Origin of the sequence: Chryseobacterium nepalense, assembly GCF_023195755.1 — a bacterium.
Lineage (GTDB): Bacteria > Bacteroidota > Bacteroidia > Flavobacteriales > Weeksellaceae > Chryseobacterium > Chryseobacterium nepalense.
Genome location: NZ_CP096203.1, coordinates 55,819 through 74,326, shown reverse-complemented (window position 1 = coordinate 74,326; position 18,508 = coordinate 55,819). Strand labels below are relative to the sequence as shown.

13 protein-coding genes are annotated in these 18,508 nt (G+C 37.1%); 6 read left to right on the top strand and 7 right to left on the bottom strand.

Features of this window, described 5'->3' with window-relative positions; all coding sequences use genetic code 11:
• Positions 1 to 29: 29 nt before the first annotated feature.
• The 3 genes from M0D58_RS00300 to secD form a co-directional block, all read right to left on the bottom strand.
• Positions 30 to 791, bottom strand: coding sequence for a YHYH protein (locus M0D58_RS00300; protein ID WP_248392544.1), 762 nt, complete (start codon positions 789 to 791; stop codon positions 30 to 32).
• Between the two features lie 81 nt (positions 792 to 872).
• The gene (locus tag M0D58_RS00295) at positions 873 to 2,132 is read right to left on the bottom strand and encodes a TCR/Tet family MFS transporter (protein ID WP_248392542.1); all 1,260 of its coding nucleotides are present in this window, start codon (positions 2,130 to 2,132) and stop codon (positions 873 to 875) included.
• Positions 2,133 to 2,574: 442 nt separating this feature from the next.
• Positions 2,575 to 5,487 carry a protein translocase subunit SecD gene (gene secD / locus M0D58_RS00290; protein WP_248392540.1) on the bottom strand — a complete coding sequence of 971 codons (2,913 nt, stop codon included), beginning with the start codon at positions 5,485 to 5,487 and terminating at the stop codon, positions 2,575 to 2,577.
• Positions 5,488 to 5,702: 215 nt separating this feature from the next.
• Between secD and M0D58_RS00285 the strand changes: the two genes are divergently transcribed.
• On the top strand, positions 5,703 to 7,064 hold the full coding sequence (locus M0D58_RS00285; protein ID WP_248392538.1) for a PQQ-dependent sugar dehydrogenase: 1,362 nt from the start codon (positions 5,703 to 5,705) through the stop codon (positions 7,062 to 7,064).
• 21 nt (positions 7,065 to 7,085) lie between these two features.
• Here M0D58_RS00285 and M0D58_RS00280 read toward each other — a convergent pair whose 3' ends face one another.
• The 4 genes from M0D58_RS00280 to M0D58_RS00265 all read right to left on the bottom strand — a co-directional run bounded on the left by M0D58_RS00280 (position 7,086) and on the right by M0D58_RS00265 (position 12,396).
• Positions 7,086 to 8,294 carry a hypothetical protein gene (locus M0D58_RS00280; protein WP_248392536.1) on the bottom strand — a complete coding sequence of 403 codons (1,209 nt, stop codon included), beginning with the start codon at positions 8,292 to 8,294 and terminating at the stop codon, positions 7,086 to 7,088.
• Positions 8,295 to 8,298: 4 nt separating this feature from the next.
• Complete coding sequence (hemN, locus tag M0D58_RS00275) at positions 8,299 to 9,657, bottom strand: oxygen-independent coproporphyrinogen III oxidase (protein ID WP_248392532.1); 1,359 nt, start codon at positions 9,655 to 9,657, stop codon at positions 8,299 to 8,301.
• Between the two features lie 134 nt (positions 9,658 to 9,791).
• The gene (locus M0D58_RS00270) at positions 9,792 to 10,814 is read right to left on the bottom strand and encodes a beta propeller repeat protein (RefSeq protein ID WP_248392531.1); all 1,023 of its coding nucleotides are present in this window, start codon (positions 10,812 to 10,814) and stop codon (positions 9,792 to 9,794) included.
• A 61-nt stretch (positions 10,815 to 10,875) separates the two neighbouring features.
• Positions 10,876 to 12,396 carry an APC family permease gene (locus M0D58_RS00265; protein ID WP_248392529.1) on the bottom strand — a complete coding sequence of 507 codons (1,521 nt, stop codon included), beginning with the start codon at positions 12,394 to 12,396 and terminating at the stop codon, positions 10,876 to 10,878.
• A 165-nt stretch (positions 12,397 to 12,561) separates the two neighbouring features.
• On the opposite strand from M0D58_RS00265, the gene pnuC reads away from it, so the two are divergent.
• The 5 genes from pnuC (at position 12,562) to M0D58_RS00240 (ending at position 18,466) form a co-directional block, all read left to right on the top strand.
• Positions 12,562 to 13,224 carry a nicotinamide riboside transporter PnuC gene (pnuC, locus tag M0D58_RS00260; protein WP_248392527.1) on the top strand — a complete coding sequence of 221 codons (663 nt, stop codon included), beginning with the start codon at positions 12,562 to 12,564 and terminating at the stop codon, positions 13,222 to 13,224.
• 6 nt (positions 13,225 to 13,230) lie between these two features.
• On the top strand, positions 13,231 to 13,815 hold the full coding sequence (locus tag M0D58_RS00255) for a hypothetical protein (RefSeq protein WP_248392525.1): 585 nt from the start codon (positions 13,231 to 13,233) through the stop codon (positions 13,813 to 13,815).
• Positions 13,816 to 13,915: 100 nt separating this feature from the next.
• A complete protein-coding gene (dapF, locus tag M0D58_RS00250) occupies positions 13,916 to 14,683 on the top strand; it encodes a diaminopimelate epimerase (protein ID WP_248392523.1) in 768 nt (255 codons plus the stop codon).
• 21 nt (positions 14,684 to 14,704) lie between these two features.
• Positions 14,705 to 15,730, top strand: a complete 1,026-nt coding sequence (gene mltG / locus M0D58_RS00245; protein WP_248392521.1) for an endolytic transglycosylase MltG — start codon at positions 14,705 to 14,707, stop codon at positions 15,728 to 15,730.
• Positions 15,731 to 15,898: 168 nt separating this feature from the next.
• A complete protein-coding gene (locus M0D58_RS00240) occupies positions 15,899 to 18,466 on the top strand; it encodes a TonB-dependent receptor (protein ID WP_248392519.1) in 2,568 nt (855 codons plus the stop codon).
• Positions 18,467 to 18,508: the final 42 nt, after the last annotated feature.

The window sequence follows — 18,508 nt, the reverse complement described above, 5'->3', positions numbered from 1 at the left end:
CACAAGAAAGTAAAGTAAAAAATAAAATACTAATTACTGACAGTTCCCGGAGTTCCATAGAAGCCATTTCCGTTAATATAAGGGTCTGAACTGGTAATATGATAATGATAAATCCCGTTGGGATAATCTGCAGTTGCAGATGTATGACCATGGTAAGCATCCAGTGAAGTATTGGCAACCGCTACGCCGTTTTCTTCAGGACCATACACCGGAAAACCATCCAGTAAAAAACCCAACAGTGCAGATTTTGACGCTTTAACAGTAGTAAGGTATTTGGGTTCGACATGGTAATGATAATCTCCTCCCTGTGCAGGATGTCCCCACCACTGATCGAAAGAAACAATCTCTCCTGATAAGGGCTGATTTGGCCCTGCATATTGATTGAAAAAAGGCACTCCGTTAAGTGAGACACCAATGGGTCCCAGAGGTGTGGCTGGATGAGCTGAATTCACTGCCGGATTCAGAGGAATTTTGAATGTATAATTTTTTGTTGAAATCGAATTAGGATTTTTAGAAAATGTGTATCCGCCATAAGTTGTCCCGGAAAAATTTTCGTAAAGACTATTTCCCGTAGGATAATAAACACTTTTATGATCTGGTGTTCCTGTTGTTTTAATATAAACATACGTACCATCTGAAGTTATACTTGCTGCTCCATATATTTTTTTGTAAACCGCAGGAACTTCAGAGGTATTGTTATTGCTATTATTTTGTGAAGAGTCATCATTGCTGCTGCAATTAATAAGCGTGATCGCAGATATAATCCCTGATAAAATTTTTATTTTTTTCATATTCATGCTATTTTGTTCAAATATATAAAAATAACGCAATCAAAATCAAAGAATTGAACAATATTATATAAAAAACGAACCTTACATTAGGTCCGTTTTTTTATTTAACTCAAGTTCTTCTTTTTTTATACCCTTCTTCTGAAAATTGTAATAAGTAATGATTACGCTTACGGCCATTAAAATAAAAGCTAAGAAGAAAGGTGCTCCCGAAAATTTAAACGGGGCTTCATCATGCGTGAAGAAATAAAATAAATTGGTCATCATTGGCGGACCGATAATCGCAGTTGCACTCATAAGACTGGTGAGCGCTCCCTGAAGCTCTCCCTGCTCGTTGGAAGGTACATTTTTTGTAATCACCGACTGAAGTGCAGGCCCGCAAATTCCTCCTAAGCAATAAGGAATTAAAAAAACGAACATCATCCATCCCTTTGTAGCAAATGCAAACAACAGCATTCCGATTGCGTAAAGTGTCAATCCGTAATAGATGCTTTTCTGTTCGCCCAACTTTGGGGTTGTCCATCTTATCAGCCCGCCCTGAACTAATCCTACCAATAAGCCAACTACTCCTAAGGAGATTCCCACCATTCTTTCATTCCAGTTGAATTTATACATGGTAAAAAAGCTCCAGTTGCTTTGCACAGCGTGTCCGGCAATATAAATCAGAATTAAAGAAACAATTAAACCTGAAATTTCAGGATGTTTTCCTAAAAATTTAAAGGATCCGACCGGGTTAGCGCGCTTCCAGTTGAATTCTCTTCTTTTATCTTTATCAAGACTTTCGGGCAGAATAAAATAGCCGTAAAGAAAATTTAAAAGACACAATCCAGCTGCAGCATAAAAGGGGACCCTGGCTCCGTAATGTCCTAAAAGTCCGCCCAACACAGGCCCGATGATGAATCCAAGTCCGAAAGCAGCTCCAATAAGTCCAAAATTCTTGGCGCGGTCTTCATCTGTTGAAATATCTGCAATATAGGCACTTGCCGTTGTAACACTTGCCCCTGTAATTCCCGCAATAACTCTTCCGATAAACAGCCATATGATGGTAGGAGCCAAAGCCAGCAGAACATAATCTATGGCAAATCCGAAAAGAGAAATGAGGATGATTGGCCTTCTCCCGAATTTATCACTAAGATTTCCCACTACCGGCGAAAAAATAAACTGTGTAAATGCATAGGCAAATCCCAGCCAGCCGCCGTATTTTGCAGCTTCACTGATATCACTGTGAATCAGTTCCTCAATAAGTTTAGGAACCACCGGAATAATGATACCCCATCCCGTAATATCAATTAACAACGTAATAAATATGAAGCTCATTGCCGCTTTTTTCCTTGAGTTTTCCATAATGATGCAAAAATAATCAAATCGGGAAAAATAATGATTCTAAATTGCAGGTTACGAATGGGTAATGAAATGATAAATTATTAATGGTGAATTTAATTTTTTTGATGTCTGTATATAATCGTTACTATTTTTTGGAAGACAGCTATTGTTAATGTTTATAAAATATTGAAATATTGGCTTTGACCTTAGCCCTGATTGAGCGGCATGTCTGAGCTCTTTTTCTATTGGTGCGGCGGCTCCGCCGCCGCTCCAATAGAAAAAAGCGAGTAGCGAAAGCAGGAAAAAGCTCCTAATTAAATTGAAGAGTTTGAGGATTTGAGATTCCGGAGTGTGAATTTAAAGAATTAATATGAAATACAAACAGTAAGCAATCAACAATTGACACAGCAACAAAAAAAGCCTTTCACATTGGAAAGGCTTTCTTATTTATTGTAGTTTACTTTTATTTTGAAGCAAGTACTTCTTTGTTGGTAGTAGATTTACCGTGAACTTCCTCTTCTTTACCTGTTTTCAGGAAGTCATAGGCAATTGCCGATGCCACGAAGATGGATGAATAAGTACCGAAACCGATACCGATTAACATCGCAAACATAAATCCTCTCAGATTATCTCCACCAAAAATAAAGATGGCCAAGATTACAAGGATTGTAGTAAATGAAGTATTGAACGTTCTACCCAGCGTACTGGAAATTGAATCATCAAATAACCCTGCCAATGTTAATGATTTCTTCTCTCTTAAATATTCCCTGATCCTGTCAAAGATAATTACCGTATCATTAATGGAATATCCTAATACCGTAAGGATGGCTGCAATAAAATCCTGGTTGATCTCCATATTGAACGGCATATATTTGTGAAGCAAAGAATATGCTCCCAAAATAATAACTGCATCGTGGAACAATGCTGCTACCGCACCAAGGGAGAACTGCCATTTTCTGAATCGCAATAAGATATAAATAAAGATAATTCCTAATGCTCCCAGCACCGCATATAACCCGTGAATTTTGATATCGTCCGCAACAGAAGGTCCTACTTTTTCGGAAGAAATAATTCCTGCATGTTCTTTATCTGCAGATTTAAAATCTTTTAACGTTGTTCCTGCAGGTAATTCTGATTTTAATCCTTCGTATAATTTCTGCTCAATAACCTGGTCAGCTTTCAAAGATTCGTCTTCGATAAGGTAATCAGTAGAGATCTTTAATTGATTGTTATTTCCGAAAGTTTTGGCTTCTACTGAAGAGTTTTTGCCGTCTTCCGTTTTAAATAATGCTACCAGTTTGTTTTCAACATCTTCTGCTTTTACGTCTTTGTCGAATCTTATTACATAATTTCTACCACCCGTAAAATCAATCCCATATTTGAAACCATGCGTAGCGATTGAAATGATACAAACCACCGTTAAAACAGCTGAGAAAATGTAAGCATATTTTCTTTTCCCGATGAAATCAATCCAGGTATTTCTAAAAAGATTCTTAGTTGCCGGCGTCCATACAGAAAGTCCTTTTCCTTTATTTAATCTTGAGAAGATCATTACTCTTGAAAGCAATACAGACGTGAATAGTGTCATTGCAACCCCAATCATCAGAGTTAAGGCAAAACCTTTGATAGGTCCTGTTCCGAAGAAGAACAATACCACTGCCGTTAAGAAAGTTGTGGTATGACCATCAATAATCGCATTCAATGCATGTTTAAATCCGTCTTTATAAGCTTCAAGGATACTTTTCCCTGCAAATAATTCTTCTTTTGTTCTTTCATAAATGATAACGTTTGTATCAACCGCAACCGCCATCGTTAAAACGATACCCGCGATACCAGGAAGCGTAAGCGTGAAATCTCCCGAATCCATAATACCAAAAATATAGAAAAGGTTGATGATCATTGCAATTACTGCATAAACACCCGCTCCACCGTAATAGAAGATGATATAAACAATAATGATAGCAAATGCGATCATGAATGACATCAAACCTGCATCAATAGATTCCTGACCTAAAGAAGGACCTACAACCGTAGCCTGAACTACTTTTGCACCAGCAGGCAATTTACCCGCTCCCAAAACATCTACCAGCTCTTTGGCTTCTTCCTGAGAGAAGTTACCGGAAATTTGTGTTCTACCGTTAGGAATTGCATTTACAACGTTCGGTGCTGTGTATACTCTGTTATCAAGCGTTACGGCAACTGGTTTCCCAACGTTTTTCTCCGTTAGTGTTTTCCATTCTTTTGCTCCTTTCGAATCCATCTGCATATCTACCACCACTCTGCTCAATTCATCGTAGCCGATATTTGCGGTTTCAACAGCACCGTCTACAGGAGCTTTCTGGTTGATATTTCCTCTGATAGCATACAATACCAAGCTTTCAGCATCTGAAGCCTCAGGCTTGTATCCCCACATGAATTGAGTATATTTAATGTTTGCAGGACGTAAAGATTGTGCAACTTTGCTGTTTAAAATTTTATTTACAACAGCCGTATCAGACAATTTTACACTTCCTACTGCACTTTGGCTCATGGATTTACCTTTCTGCAAAATGTTCAGAAGGTTTACATTTTTGGCAACGCCCATAGAATCGCCTTTTGCAGCGATCATTGTAGTTAATGTCTGGAAATAAGGATATACTTCAGGAGATTGCTGTACTTCCCAGAACTGAAGTTTTGCAGAAGTCTGAAGCATCTTTTTCACTTTATCAATGTCCTTCATTCCCGGCATTTCAACAGAAATTCTGGCAGTACCCGGAACCCTCTGAACGTTTGGCTGGATCGCTCCCAGTTTATCAATTCTGGTTCTGATCACCTCGAAAGCCGTTCCTACAGATGCATCAATCTTTTTCTTAACAATCGCTTTTACCTGCTCGTCAGGCGTATTGTACTTTACCTCAGTAAGCGTGGTATTTCCGAAAAGTTCCGGATCTGCCAGTTTAAGGTTGGTACCTTTTGCTTTGTTAACTGCATCGAACTGCTCAAAGAAATTGTCGATGTACGATCTTGTAGAATTCTTCTGAACTTCATCTGTTTTGTTCAAAGCCTCAATAAGAACAGGATTTGTGGAATAATTGGTTAAATCATTCACCAGATCTCTCTGATTGATTTCCAAAAGAACGTTGATCCCTCCTTTAAGGTCAAGACCAAGTTTCATTTCCTTGTCTCTGGCTTTGGTGTAATAAAGTTTTGTGAATCCAAGATTCAGTGTATCCTTAGAAAGTCTTGTGATTTCTTTCTGATACTTCTCCGGATTGTCTCCTGCAATAGCAGTCGCCTGCTTTTCAATTTTGCTGGTGTACCATGTTGGTAATAGCTCGTTTAAGCAAATCAACCCTAGTACAATAGCAACAATTGTAATAAGTCCTTTTCCTTGCATTTTGTTATAACTACGTTAAATTAAGTCGGCAAATATAATCATTTTCTTGAATTTTATGAATTTTTAACAACAGAAATCATTTATTTTCAGATATATCGGTATTCTTATTTTTATTTAAGATTTAATAATTTTTTCCTGCTATTTTAATGAATTTTATAATGTTTTTATGGTATGAAATTTTCATTCTGATATAATACACTAAATATCAAAATATTATGAAAAATTTACTTTTTTATGCAGGTTTGTTTTCTTTCAGCATCTTTAATGCGCAAAGTATTAACCTTGAAGAATTTGCAACAGGTTTTACCGCTCCGGTAGAAATCACTCACGCCAACGATACCAGAATGTTCGTAGTACAGCAAAACGGCATCATTAAAATCGTACAGCCGAACGGAAGCATAAATTCATCCAACTTCTTAGACATCAGTTCTAAAATTACCTATGGAGGAGAAAGAGGACTTTTAGGACTTGCTTTTCATCCGCAATACTCTACCAATGGGTATTTTTTTGTGTATTACAATGATACCAGCGGAAATATTACGGTAGCAAGATACACCAGAAGTTCCAATCCGGATGTTGCGGATCCCACTACTGAAAAAATTGTTCTGAATCAGCCAAAACCATTTGACAATCACAACGGGGGAAGCATTCATTTTGCACCGGACGGCTATCTGTGGATTGTGACGGGTGATGGAGGAAGTGGCGGCGACCCCAATAACAACGGGCAAAATAAAAATTCTCTTTTAGGCAAATTATTGCGGCTGGACATCAATTCCACAGGTCCGTACAATATTCCACCGGATAACCCTTTTGTTGGCACTGACGGCGCTGATGAAGTGTGGGCGTACGGGCTGAGAAACGCATGGAAATTCAATTTTGATACGGCTTCCGGCAATGTTATGATTGCAGATGTTGGACAGGGTAATATCGAAGAAATCAACAGAATGCCCATCACACAGGCAGGAATCAATTACGGCTGGAGATGCTATGAAGGCAATAATGCCTATAATACATCCGGCTGCGCAGCACAATCAACCATGACTTTTCCCGTTGCTGCCTATAACCATTCCGGCGGAAGATGTTCCATAACGGGAGGATATGTTTACAGAGGCTCATTATATCCGGCTCTCCAGGGAAAATATATTTTTGCCGATTACTGTTCTACGCAGATCGGAATTCTGAATAATGATGATTCCATCACGTGGTCGGCGGCATTTTCAGGAAATAATTTTTCAACATTCGGAATTAATAATCAGAACGAACTTTTCGTAGCAGCAGTAAACAACGGAAAGATATTCAGGGTAACGACTTTAACTTTGAATATCAAGGAAAATGAACTTTCGGCACAGATAAAAATCTATCCCAACCCTGCCTCTGAAAAGGTTTTCATTGAGGGAATTGAGGAAAAAAATGCAACCGTTGACATTACCAATACTGAAGGAAGAAAAGTATTGGAAGGTGCAAAAATTGAAAGTGACCATAGCTTAAATATTTCAGGAATACCTACAGGCGTTTATTTCCTTCATATTAATACGGAAAATCAGAAATCGTACAGTAAAAAATTAATTATAAAATAATTTTCAGAATTTAATAGAGCTTCAGTCAGTTTTGACTGGAGCTTTTTTTATAAAATATAAAATTCCCAATATGGGCAGGATCAGTATTAACTTTACTGCAACTGAAAATCTTTCCGTTTCGCCATCAAACAAAATAGCAGGAATTAAGGAAACAAAAAGGAAGGCTGTAATAAAAAATACATATTCCCACCATGAAAATTTTTCGGGCTTTGTTTGCCCACTGTCTCTTTTATATTTTAAGCTTAAAATCCAGAATCCTAAGAACAAAATCATATAAGGGAAGGTCCAGATTCTGTAGGTATCATATGCAATGGAATGAAGAATTAACGGAATTGCTGAAATAACAATAAGCAAAATAAACAATTGGATATTCAGCTTAAATTCTTTAAAAATCATCCATAAACAGAAAACAATGGGAATTCCATAAAATATTGTTGCTTTCGAAATAAAAATTCTTTGAAAAAAATATTCATATTGTTCACTAAAATAATACGTAAAACTTTTAGTATAGGCTGAACAGACCGAGTCGGCAACTTTTTCAGATATTGATGATTGTTTTAAATAGGAAAATAGTTGTGTATAGTAATTTCCACCGTTGACTTCCTGATAGCCTGAAATAAAAACAGCACTTAGAAACGGCAATGTTAAAAATAAAGCAAGCTTCTTTATAACATTTGGAGAAAATACATTTTTAATAGAAAATTTCCTTTCCGGCACCTGATTGACAATAATGGCAAAACAGCAGACAGGAAGCATTAACACAATTGAAATTTCATGAATAAAAATACTGAAAACTGCAATGATTGATGCCGGAAACAATTTGTTTCGGGTAATAAGGTAAACTGTAAAAATCGTCATCAGGAAAACAACATGATCCAAATACCCTATCAAATGAGCAGAAAATACAATATACTGGGAAAGAAGGAAAATGACAAAAAACAGGATCCTGTAACAACTTCTTGTATTATTCCAGGTTATTTTTACTGCGATGCTGGCGATGAAAAAATACAATACCGCCAACACCAATACAGAAAGAGCAGTGACTGAAAATGCATTTTTTTCACATAAAAAGCCTAATAATTCTCCAGCCAAACCTCTTTTGATAAATCCGAACCTGTAATCTACCAGCCAGTGAGACTGCGCCCATTGGTTCGGTATTCTTATGGTTTTTGAAACACTGAAAACCAGTGCGTACAGATAAAGAAATATCAGAAGAAATTTCCTGTACATACTATCAGATCGTCATCGAGAAAATTCTCGTTTCCGGTTTGTTGCGCATCATTCTGAGATCGAAAACCATGGCTACATTTCTTGTAAAGGCTCTTCCTTTCTCCGTAATCTGGATATGATGCCCATTGATTTCCACCAATTCATCATTTTCCATTTCTTTCAGCATATCAAAAGCATTTTCAAGTTCAGGAAAAGAGTTGTTGATATCGAAAGTTGTTTCCAGCTGACACATTAAATTCAGAATATGCCTTCTTATGGTAAGATCTTCATCGTTCAGGATATGTCCTTTTACAACAGGGATCTGTCCTTCTTCCACTATTTTCTGATATTCTTCCACCGTTTTTACATTTTGGGCAAAAGCATACCAAGAATCCGAAATAGCAGACATTCCCAACCCAACCATCAGCTGGGTCTTGCTGGAAGTATATCCCATAAAATTCCTGTGAAGTTTTTTCTGAATCAAAGATTGATACAGATCATCATGTTCAAGCGAAAAATGATCCATCCCGACTTCAATATAGCCTAATTCTTCCAATAATTTTTTACCGTCTTCATATAAACGGCGTTTTTCTTCCCCGCTTGGAAGATCGTTTTCATCAAATCCTCTCTGCCCCACTCCTTTCACCCACGGAACGTGTGCGTAAGAATAAAAAGCAAGACGATCCGGCTTCAATTCCATTGTTTTACGAATGGTGTATTCCATCGCCTCCCAGGACTGATGCGGAAGTCCGAAAACAAGGTCGTGACTGATGCCTCTATACCCGATTTCCCTTGCCCATTCCGTTACTCTTTGTACATTTTCAAAAGGCTGAATTCTGTTGATTGCTTTCTGAACTTTCAGATCGTAATCCTGTACACCGAAGCTCACTCTTCTGAAACCAAGATCATATAAAGTCTGAAGATGCTCTCTTGTAGTGTTATTCGGGTGACCTTCAAAAGAAAATTCCTGGTCTTGTGCAATTTCCACGGTTTCAAAAATGCCTTCCAGTAAAGTTTTCAGGTTCTGCGGAGAAAAGAAAGTCGGTGTTCCACCACCCAAATGAAGTTCTTTCAGCTTAGGCTTTTCATTAAAAAGGTTAAGATACAGCTGCCATTCTTTCAATACACTTTCCAGATATGGAATCTCAACACTGTGCTGTTTGGTAATACGCTTGTGGCAGGCACAGAACGTACACAATGCTTCACAGAATGGTAAATGGATATAGATAGAAATTCCTTCTTCCGCATTCGATTCCTTAAAAGTCCTGATGACACTCTGCTTCCACAATTCCGGAGAGAAACTGGTTTCGTCCCAATACGGAACAGTAGGATAGGAAGTGTATCTTGGGCCGGGAATATTATATTTATCTATTAAAGAATTCATTTTCGATTTAAAATTTTAATGAACTTTCAGCAAGTTTCATCTTACAAAATTACGCATATCTGATGAATTTTTAACCATGAAATATATTAGCATCTATTTTTTGAAATTTATAATCACTCTAAATACTTGTATAATCAGAAAGTAAGCTTCACTAATGAAATCCTGTTTTTTCCTGCAAAAACAACGGTATTTGAATCAATCCATTCACAGACATAGAAACCTTTTTCATCGGAAATCTTTTTCCACGTTTTCCCAAAATCTGATGAATAGCTGATGTGTTGATCTCCTACAGCAATAATCTCCTTTCCTTTCGAGCCCGGTTTGATTTTAACACAGGTGGTATATCCTGCATTTTCTCCCGAAGCCTGAATCTGCCAGCTTTCACCGCCATTGTTCGTTGTAGCGATGTTATTGATATTGGCTTCCTGCTGTGTATAATCTCCACCAACAGCAATTCCGAATCTCGATGACGGATCGATATCCAAAGAGTAAATCCCGGTTGAAGAACTTCCGTTTACAAAATTCACTTCTTTTCCATACAGCTTTTCTCCCATTTTATAAGAATAAAACTGTCTTGATTTTTTTCCGCCCGTCACAAACCAGAACTCTTCATCATGAATAAAGATATTGGTATTGCTTGCGGCAAAAGCAGCTTCTCCTTCTCCTATTTCAAATGACTTTCCGCAAGGCAGAGTTTCCCAGCTTTTACCACTGTTTCTGGTGATTACGATATTCATGCATTTCCCGTAAGGATCACCTAGTGCAATACCATTTTTTCCTGAAAAAGAAAGAGCATCATAAAACGCTGTTTTTGCCGTATCGGTATGAATGATCTGATATTTTAAACTTTTTTTATCAATCTTAAAAAAATAAGCGGGACTCTCAATATTAATAGCATAAAAATATTTTTTATCCTGAGCCAATGTCCGGAACTGCAGCTTTTGATCTGACAATACAATTTGTTTCTGATTTTCTGGGTTATTTAAGTCAACGTACCCGAATTTGGAATCTGTACCGCTGTACCATATTTTATTGCCATAAAGCTGCAAAGCACGGATGCTTACTTTATCATTCAGAATGGTTTTAAAATGCTCTATCTGCTGAGAAAATGTAAGTACTCCCAAGAATAATAGTGAAAATGGTATTATTTTTTTCATAGGTAACAAAAATAAAAAATCCACAGTTTGTTCTGTGGATTTTTTCAAATATATTATTTTTTTAAAGATCAAGATCCGGTTTTTCCAGCGGCTCCTGCTCTGCTTTGAAAGTTTCGCCGTAACCAACCTTATGAAGTTTACTGTTTCTAAGACTGTAGGTGAAGTAAATTAAAACTCCCAGTGCAAGCCAGCCCATAGAAAGGTATTTTGCTTCATGGCTCAGGTTCCAGATTAGATAAACGTTGATACAGATTCCTAATGTTGCAATAACAGGTAGTGCCGGCACTTTAAATGATCTTGGCAGATTCGGTTCTTTTTTTCTGAGAATCCAAACCGCTACACACACCATTGTGAAAGCGAAAAGAGTACCGAAACTTGTCATATCCGCGAGTTTGCTGATTGGCGTTAAAGCGGCTATCGTAGCAATTACAATCCCTAAAAGCATTAAGCTTTTGGCCGGGGTTTTTCTTACAGGATGAACATCGCTGAACATTTTCGGAATAAGCCCGTCTTTAGACATTCCAAGGAAAATTCTTGATTGTCCCATGATCATTACCATTAATACAGAAATCAAACCAATTGTTGCTGCTATTGTAATGATATATCCTGCCCAGCCTTGTCCTGCAATTTCAAAAGCATAAGCAACCGGTGCTTTAATAGCGTCCGGATATTTTCCCTGAGGATCAAAATCCGAATAATGCATCATCCCTGTTAAAACAAGAGACACCAGAATATAAAGACCTGTACAAACCAACAATGAAACAATGATGGCGAAAGGCACATCTTTTTTAGGATTAATTGCTTCACCTGCCTGAGTGGAAACAGCATCAAAACCGATATAAGCAAAAAATATGGCAGCAGCTCCGGAAACAATTCCCTGGATTCCGTATGCTTCTTTCATTTTATCACCTTCCATTACCATTTTCTGTGCAGGAATAAAAGGATCCCAATTAGAGGTATTAATAAAAAATACACCTGCAATAATCACAAACAATACTGCCGAAACTTTCATGATTACAATAAGGTTATTGGTCTTAGCGGCCTCTTTTGTTCCTTTGATCAGAATTCCGATCACAAATAAAACGATAAGGAAAGCTGGTAAATTCATAGAAAAACCTTCCCCAGTATAACTGGCTGGGTCAGAAGTAAGATATTCGGGAAGATGAATACCGAACATTTTTAAAAGTTTATTAAAATAGCCGGACCATGATACAGCCACCGTCATAGATCCCATTGCATACTCGAGGATAAGCCCCCATCCGATGATCCAGGCAAAGATCTCTCCCACCGTTCCGTACGCATACGCATACGCAGATCCTTCCACAGGAAGTATGGAAGCAAATTCAGAATAACATAATGCAGCGAAAATACAAGCGATTCCTGCAATGATAAAAGAGATGGCTAATGCGGGTCCTGCATGGTAGTAAGCTCCGGTACCTGTAAGTACGAAAATTCCCCCTCCAATGATAGCACCGATCCCGATAGCTGTAAGACTCCATTTACCGAGTACTCTTTTGAGCTGACTGCTTTTCATATCATTTTCGAAAGCACTCATCGGTTTCTTGGTCCAAATTTTAGACATATTTTATTATTTATTAAAGATTTACGAAAATATAAAAATTTTAGAAACCTTAACGTTTATTAATACAATTTCATTATTTTTTTTAAATAAAGGCAGATAAAAAACTGATTTTCATAATATTTAAATCATTTTAAAATATACCTTTTTTTATTTATTTTTGATCTCATGAACCTATACAATCTTTTCGTAAAACCCTACGAAACCTACACAAACCTTCAGATTTTCCTGGAAGCCTTTGCAACCGTATTCGGAATTTTAAGTGTTTATTTTTCCATTAAAAAGAATATCTGGGTCTATCCTACAGGAATTATTTCCACGCTTATTTATGTCTATATTCTTTTCAATTTCGGGCTGTTGGGCGACTGTATGATTAATGTCTATTATACGGTAATGAGTATTTACGGATGGGTTTTATGGGCAAAAAATTCGGATGACCATGTTCACGTTGAAGTTTCATGGGCTACAAAAAAAGAATGGCTGTATGGGATTTTACTTTTTGCCTTAAGTTTAATCTTAGTAACTGTAGTATATTATTATAAGCCGTATATCGACAACAGTTTTTCAATGGAAAACATCAGTTTAGGGCTGTATCACCTGGATTGGGGCAATTGGTTAGATGTAATCACCACGTCCGTATTTTTAGTAGGAATGTGGTTTATGGCAAAAAGACGCATTGAAAACTGGGTTTTCTGGATCATCGGAGATTTTATCTGTATACCTATGATGATTTATAAAGGTCTCGGTATCACTTCGGTTCAATATTTGGTATTTACTATAATGGCAATCCAGGGCTATATTACCTGGAAAAAAAGTTTAAGAAAAAGTTAGAAAGTCATGAAAAATTTATTAAAAATAGCATTTAGCGTTGTAACGATAGCAGGTTTAGTATCATGTACAGCGTACGCGGATCCTTATGCCAATGCTTATGGAGATCCATATTATGATAACGGATATTATTATGCACCACAAGGGTATTACGGCGGTGGCGGATATTGGGGAAATGATGGATACTACTATCGAAATAATATGAATTATTATTATGATAACGGTATGCCGTATTATTACCAGAACTACAATAACTCTAGAAGAAAAGTATACCTGGAGAGAAGATCAAGTGGTGAAGCAACTTCTGCAAGACCAAATAACGGTTTCAGAGGAAATGTAAACGATGGCACTTCCAATAACGGCGGTTTTAGAAACAGCAACAGACAAAATAATAATCAAAGGTCCAATAATGGTTTCAGAAATCAGCAGCAGAATACACAGCAGCCTCAAAACAACGGAGGGTTTAGAAACAATTCCAATAATTCCAACAATTCGAATAACGGAGGATTCAGGAATAATTCAGGATCAGGAAATCAGCAGGCTCCTGCCCAGCAGAACAACAATAGGAATACCAACGGAGGAGGTTTTAGATAAAACGATTATAAATAACGAAACGGACAGCTAACACTGTTCGTTTTTTGTTTTAATTGTACTAATTTTGCATGCTCAATCTGAGACAAATATCAGCTACCATATGGAATTTTACAAATATCAGGGAACCGGAAATGACTTCGTAATGATAGACAATCGTTCCGGAGAATGGGATGACCTTTCAATAGCCAGTATTCAGAAGCTCTGTGACCGACGATTCGGTATCGGCGCGGACGGACTGATCAAAATAAATAAGGCAGAAGGTTTTGATTTTGAAGTTGATTATTATAATTCCGACGGCTCCAAAAGCTTTTGCGGAAACGGGGCCCGATGTTCGGTTGCGTTTGCTTTCTTCCTTGATATTTTTGAAGGTAAATGCCGGTTTACAGCCATTGACGGAGCTCACGAAGCGGAAATCCACAACGGAATCGTAAAACTGAAAATGAATGATGTGGAAACCATTGCTGTTGACGGAAATGATACCGTAATGAATACAGGTTCGCCACATTATGTAAAATATGTTGAAGATCTTGTGAATTATAATGTTTTTGCAGAAGGAAGCGGTATCCGAAATTCGGAAAACTACAAAGAAAAGGGGATCAATGTAAACTTTGTGGAAAAAATTAATGAAGATGAAATATTTGTAAGAACCTATGAACGAGGCGTTGAAGATGAAACATACAGCTGTGGTACAGGAGTTACAGCTTCTGCTTTAACCTTTCTTCAAAATAACAATCTAATTTCCGTAAATGTGAAGACTTTGGGAGGAAATCTTAAAGTATATGCTGAAAAAGACGGAAATTCTTTCAGAAATATTTGGCTGGAAGGCCCTGCGAAACAGGTTTTTAAAGGAAGAATAGATGTTTTGTAAATAAATCTAGTTAAACGATACATGAAAAAAGCTATCCTCATTATTGCCCTGCTTATTTTTGTAATAGGTGGATTTTTTGGTTTTAAATTTTATTCCAAATATTACGGAAACAATATCAAAAATGACGGTTATGTTCTCATTCCTCATAATGCCGGTTTTAAACAGATTTTAGATTCGGCGGCAAAATATGTAGACAACCGGGAAACATTTGAAGCGGTAGCTAAAGAAAAAGACCTTGAAAAATTTTATAAAGCAGGACGCTATCATTTTCAGAAAGGATTGGGAAATGCTCATCTTGTAAACATGATCAAAGCAGGAAACCAGAGTGAGAACAGCTTTAGAATCGGGGATTTCGGGGATGTGTACCAAATGTTGGGTAAAGTAACCAAAAAAACAGAACTGGATTCTTTGGAATTTGTGAAAGGACTCAACACCATCGCAGCCGAAAAAGGCTATAATAACGCAGAAGATCTTAAAAAATATTTTTTTATTGATACCTATAATTTTTTCTGGACGGTAACACCAAAAGATTTTTTTAACAGGTTCAATGATCAGTATAATGAATTCTGGAATGCTGAAAGAAAAGCCAAAGAGCAGCAATCAGGTCTTACGAGAGAACAGATTTATGCACTCGCTTCCATTGTTTATAAAGAATCCGGCGGTAAAAAGGACGAGATGAAGACCATTGCCGGCCTTTATCTGAACCGCTACAGAAAGGGAATGAAATTACAATCGGACCCCACAGTTATTTATGCCATTAATAAACAGACTAATTTCCAGCAGCCTATTAAAAGAGTTTTCTATAAACATTTATCTACGCCATCTCCTTATAATACCTATGCCAATAAAGGTATTCCTCCGGGACCAATTTGTGTGGTAGATAAAAATTCTGTTGACGCAGTTTTAAATGCTGAAAAAAACAATTATATTTTTATGTGTGCCGATCCTGCAAGATTAGGATACCACAAATTCACTGCAAGTGCCGAACAGCATGCAATTAATGCAAAAGCATATCAGGACTGGCTGAATTCAAATAATATAAAATAATAATTATAATTAACTTTTTTTAACAATTTTATAATTAACATTTCGCTAATTAAAGCGACATATATATTTACAAATAATAAATTAGGCTTAATATTTGAAGTTAAACACAATTGATAATTTCATAATATTAAGAAAAATCTTTCGCGATTTTACACAAAAAAATACCTTATGAATCAGACGGAAATCATTAACATTTTTACAAAGAAAACCCTAGGGCTTACTTTTGTACTTTCGGCCGCAGCGTTGGCTTTTGCACAGGAGAAGGTGGGTATTTCAGGGTCGGTTGTCAGCAAGAGCAATCAGCCCGTTCCTTATGCCTCAGTTACGTTCACTAACAAAGCAAACAAACAGTTGAGTGATGCAACACTCACCGATGAAAAGGGACAATATAAGCTTGATCTTACACCCGGACAATACGACATTTCTGTTGAGGCAATCGATTACAAAAAAAGTACTATTACCAAACAGATTACAGCAGCGGGCAATATCGGTGCACTTTCTATTGATCCTGAAGCAAGCGCAACCAATATGAAAACCGGAGAAATCCAGGGCGTTACTATCACTGCAGCTTCTACAAAACCTTATAAAGTTGAACTTGATAAAAGAACCTACGACCCTTCTCAGGATATTGTAAGCAAGGGAGGAAATCTTCAGGATGTCCTTTCTAATGTTCCTTCTGTGTCTGTTGATACCGATGGTACGGTTTCCATGAGAGGAAGCTCTAATGTACGTTTTTTAATTAATGGTAAACCGTCTGCACTTTTAGGAATTGACGACGGGGCTAATGCTTTACAGAGTATTCCGGCAGACCAGATCGAAAGAATTGAAGTAATTACAAACCCTTCTTCTAAATTTGAGGCGAGCGGAACAGCAGGTATTTTAAATATCATTTTAAAGAAAAACAAAAAAACAGGTTTCAACGGAAGTGTTACGGGAACTTTAGGGTACCTTCCCCAAACCAACCTGAATACCAATTTAAGCTGGAGAAAAGGAAACTTTACATGGTTCCTGAACGGCGGCGGCGGATACAGAGAGTCTAAAAGCACCAACAGAAATGATGATTATTTCAGCAATGCTGTGAATGCCGATGATCAGATCCAGAGAAATACGAATTCTGAGAACAACAGCAAGAATAACAACTATAATGCTTCTGCCGGAATCGTTTATGACATATCGGATAAAACTTCCGTAAACGCATCCGGAACCGTAAGAACGTTTGATAATGAAAGTGTAGGAAATATTGATTATTTCTACGATTTTTTAGCAATTCCAAATAGTCGTTCGCAAAGGATTACATTAGGAACCAATAACAACCTGGCATTTCAGGGAGATTTCGGATTAGACCATAAATTTGACGATAAAGGACAAAATTTATCCTTATCATTAAGTTTACAAAGAAACCGTTCTTATAACGATACCGATATTGATCAGACCCGTGATGGTTTATTTGAATTAAGGAATATTGTTAACCAGAATACAATAAACAGAACCGTAATTGCCAAAGCGGATTATGAACTTCCGATTGGAGAAAACTCTAAACTTGAGGCAGGTTACCGATTGGATATCAACAATAACGATTACAGCAATGATGTACAGCAAAGCACTGTAACCACTCCTGCATTGTCATTTTTAAGACCGTATACTTATGATGCCAATTACAAAGAAATGTTTAATGCTTTCTATGTGCAGTTTAAAAGCAAAATCGGAAATTTAGGATACCAGTTAGGACTGAGAGATGAAATTTCAAGCATTGATATTGCTTATAAAAATTTAGTTCCGACGAGCCCGGCTTTAAATACTACAAAAAACTATAACAACCTGTTTCCAAGTGTGTATTTAAGCTATGAATTTTCAAAAGACAATCAGTTATTATTAAATTATACCCGAAGAATTGACCGTCCGAGATCTTTCTTCCTGATTCCGAATCCTAATTATAATGACAACCAGAATATTTTCGACGGTAATATCGATCTGAACCCTTCTTATGTTGATTCATATGAATTCGGATACAGCATTTCCAAGAAAAAATTCACGATTAACCCTACATTATACTACAGACATCAGACTGACGATACTAAAATGTTAGTATATAACAAATTAGCAACAGATGAAGCTGGAAATATTCTTACGCCAAAGGTGATCGAATCTCATACAAAACCTATCAATCTTGGTACCGATGACCGATACGGATTGGATTTAAACTTCAACTTTGATGCAACAAGCTGGCTGAAATTCCTCGGAAATGTTGATTTATTCGGATATAATACAAAAGGAAGCATTGCGTATGATACTTTTGATCTGGATGGAAACCCTACACAGGCTATTGCTAATTTTGAAGGAAAAGGATTCTCAACAAGAGCAAGACTTACTTCTACGGTAAAGGTTGATAAAACATTCAGTTTACAGGTACAGGGATTCTATAGAGGTGGCCAGAAAACAGCCTATCAAGATAGAAAAGATATGTATGCCATTAATTTCGGAGCTTCAAAAACGATCTGGAACGGAAATGCAACCATTTCTTTCAATATCCAGGACATTTTCAACACGAGAGCAATGAGATCTACCACTTATACAGCAAACAGCGTAAGAGATTCTTACATGCAGTGGCAGCCAAGACAGTTCGCTCTATCGTTTACTTACAGATTTAAACAGGGAGAGAAAGTGGAACAGCCGAAACGTAAAAAAGACATTAATGCCAATGATACTGGCGGAGATGAGCAGGGAGGACCAATGTAATATCCTTCATATATAAAAAATCCCGAAAATATTTCGGGATTT